1 rRNA gene is annotated in these 255 nt (G+C 55.3%); it reads right to left on the bottom strand.

Features of this window, described 5'->3' with window-relative positions:
• Window positions 1-255 (bottom strand): 23S ribosomal RNA (locus KI379_RS33890); the annotation flags it as partial.

Raw genomic sequence — 255 nt, 5'->3', positions numbered from 1 at the left:
TCCGCTACCCCCACCTCATCCCCGAATTTTTCAACATTCGTGGGTTCGGGCCTCCAGTGCGTGTTACCGCACCTTCACCCTGGACAGGGGTAGATCACACGGTTTCGGGTCTACGTCCACGTACTTAATCGCCCTATTCAGACTCGCTTTCGCTGCGGCTCCGGCTTCTCACCTTAACCTTGCACGGGAACGTAACTCGCCGGTTCATTCTACAAAAGGCACGCCATCACCCATAAACAGGGCTCTGACTTCTTG

This window comes from Paenibacillus cineris, assembly GCF_018333335.1.
GTDB lineage: Bacteria > Bacillota > Bacilli > Paenibacillales > Paenibacillaceae > Paenibacillus_AQ > Paenibacillus_AQ favisporus.
This window is presented reverse-complemented; position numbering and strand designations above follow the sequence as displayed.